Raw genomic sequence first — 2,010 nt, 5'->3', positions numbered from 1 at the left:
ACATATCGTCTCCAAAACAAGGGTTGGGAGAAAGTTACCTTGGCTGTTTTGTGAAGCAACCGGTCTGATTTGGGCCGCTCGCCAGTCCTACGACCTAGCTTTTTGCCCCGTGCCTTTGCTGCTGCCAGGCGGGCTTGAGTCGCCGAATGACACGCGCTTTCAAGTCAGGCATGGGTGTGACGCCCTTTGCCTATCGGCAGCTGAAGTGAGTACCAAAGCATCGATGTTGCCAAGCCGGATTGGAGCGCACGGCCTTCGGTTGAGACGGAGCCGAACCCGATGGCCGCACTGGATCATGCGCGTTGTCGGGGCGTTTAGGTTGAATGTGAGGGGAAGCGTCCGCCGATGCCCACGCGCTGACATATCGCCGGAAAGTTACACGCCGCATCAATGCTACCGCCCCCTTCTCGATGTCGGCCTCGGTGAGCCAGAGTTTCAGAGCGGCAGCCGGCCGTTGTCGTCGGAACTCGTAGTCTTGTTTGYCTGCAGGTGTCGTGGGCTTCTGTGTCATCTCGTTTACCCCATTTCCGACTTGTGTTTGCAAGCGTTACGGAAATCCCGTATATTCCGGAATAAAGGAGTCCTGCCATGACATCGACTGTTACAGCCGCGGCGGTTTCGAAGAATTTCGGGGCCTATCAAGATGCCGCTGTTCGAGAGCCTGTGATCATCACCAAGAATGGCCGGCCGCGTACGGTTTTGATCGCCTATGAGGATTATCTCCGCCTGGCGAAACGGGACCGTCGGGTGGAACTGACGGGGGCGCTCGACGATGAGGAACTTGCCGCCATCGAAGCGTCGAACATGGAGCCTGGTCTTGACCATCTCAATGTCGAACTGGTGAAGGGCAAGCATGCTGCCGACTGAACCGAAGGTCGGCTGGGTCTTCCGGTATTCGTATCTCTGGCATTGGCAGCATCTCGAAGGGCGCGAGGAAGGCGACAAGGATCGCCCGGCTCTAGTGTTGGCGATTGTTGCGACGTTGGACGATGGAACACCGGCCGTACGGGTTTTGCCGATCACGCATTTGCCGCCCTCTGATCCGAAAGAGGCGATCGAGATTCCGCCAGCCACAAAGCGGCGCCTCGGACTGGACGATCAACGATCTTGGATTGTTTTGACGGAGAGCAATCGGTTTGTCTGGCCGGGACCAGATGTGAGGCCCACAGACACAGAGACCGGTTACCTTGGACCCTTACCGCCGGCGCTGTTTGAAGAGATCAAGCGTCGCTTTGTCGAACTGGCGCGAGGACAACGTCATCGCGCGACGGCACGCAGCGAGTAACAGCGTTTGCACATCTTGCTGATCACCGGCGCAACGGCAATCTTTGCAGTGATCGACCGTTTTCCTGGCATCGACAACATACAAAAAGCGTCGTGCCGGCCTGCGTGCGAGCGAGAAGCCTTGAGACGGGGCGGGGCTAGGGAAGGGGCGCGGTTGCAGCGGCGGGGGAGGGGGCACCTGGGGCCAAGCCCCAATAATCTGCAAGAGCCGTGCTCAGAGACGGCGCAGCGTCTTGAAAACGCTATTTTTAGGATTCCGGGCGATGATACAGCCGTTCCTGCCTTGTTGAACTGTTACGATCGATAAGCCGGCATTATCGGTCGTTAGCAGGCGTCGACGAGCGGTGCGGTTGTAGGGTTGCTGATAGTAATAACTGCCCGCGTTGGCTAATTTGTTTGGGCATGCGCTCCCTCCGTTCATCACCACCGGCCACTCGTTTAAGGGTTCCGGTGCAAATTTTCGATGAACGCAGTCGGTCGCGGGTTATCCGTTATTTAGGAGGAAGTAGCCAGGATAAAGATTTATTCGGCCAGTTGTTGATTTCCACTGAGAGCTGACCCGGCGCAGCCAGATATTTCCATTGAGAATTGACCCATGTTTCAACCGTCCCCTGCGTGGTTTCAGCGGGGGCTCTGGAGTGATCGACATGGCGTTACTGAGCGTGATCCGGCGCTGGCATTTTCGAGAGCGTCTATCAATCCGGGAGATTTGCCGCAGGACCGGCT

General features: G+C 57.2%; 2 protein-coding genes. Both read left to right on the top strand.

All coding sequences use genetic code 11. The features are described from left to right. Window positions 1-588: 588 nt before the first annotated feature. Window positions 589-867, top strand: coding sequence for a type II toxin-antitoxin system Phd/YefM family antitoxin (locus AC1D17_RS28700; protein WP_477568594.1), 279 nt, complete (start codon window positions 589-591; stop codon window positions 865-867). Further along, window positions 854-1,285 (top strand): plasmid maintenance toxin (PemK-like), encoded by a 432-nt coding sequence (locus AC1D17_RS28695; RefSeq protein WP_477568593.1) that lies wholly within the window; start codon window positions 854-856, stop codon window positions 1,283-1,285. The genes AC1D17_RS28700 and AC1D17_RS28695 overlap by 14 nt, the downstream gene beginning before the upstream one ends. Window positions 1,286-2,010 lie beyond the last annotated feature (725 nt).

The organism is Pararhizobium sp. P1_E7, assembly GCF_056405855.1.
The sequence above is the reverse complement of the archived record's forward strand: the minus strand, read 5'-3'. Positions and strand labels throughout refer to the sequence as shown.

Coding starts and splice junctions, on each gene's coding strand:
- AC1D17_RS28700 (WP_477568594.1), top strand. CDS start 589: ATGACATCGACTGTTACAGCCGCGGCGGTTTCGAAGAATTTCGGGGCC.
- AC1D17_RS28695 (WP_477568593.1), top strand. CDS start 854: ATGCTGCCGACTGAACCGAAGGTCGGCTGGGTCTTCCGGTATTCGTAT.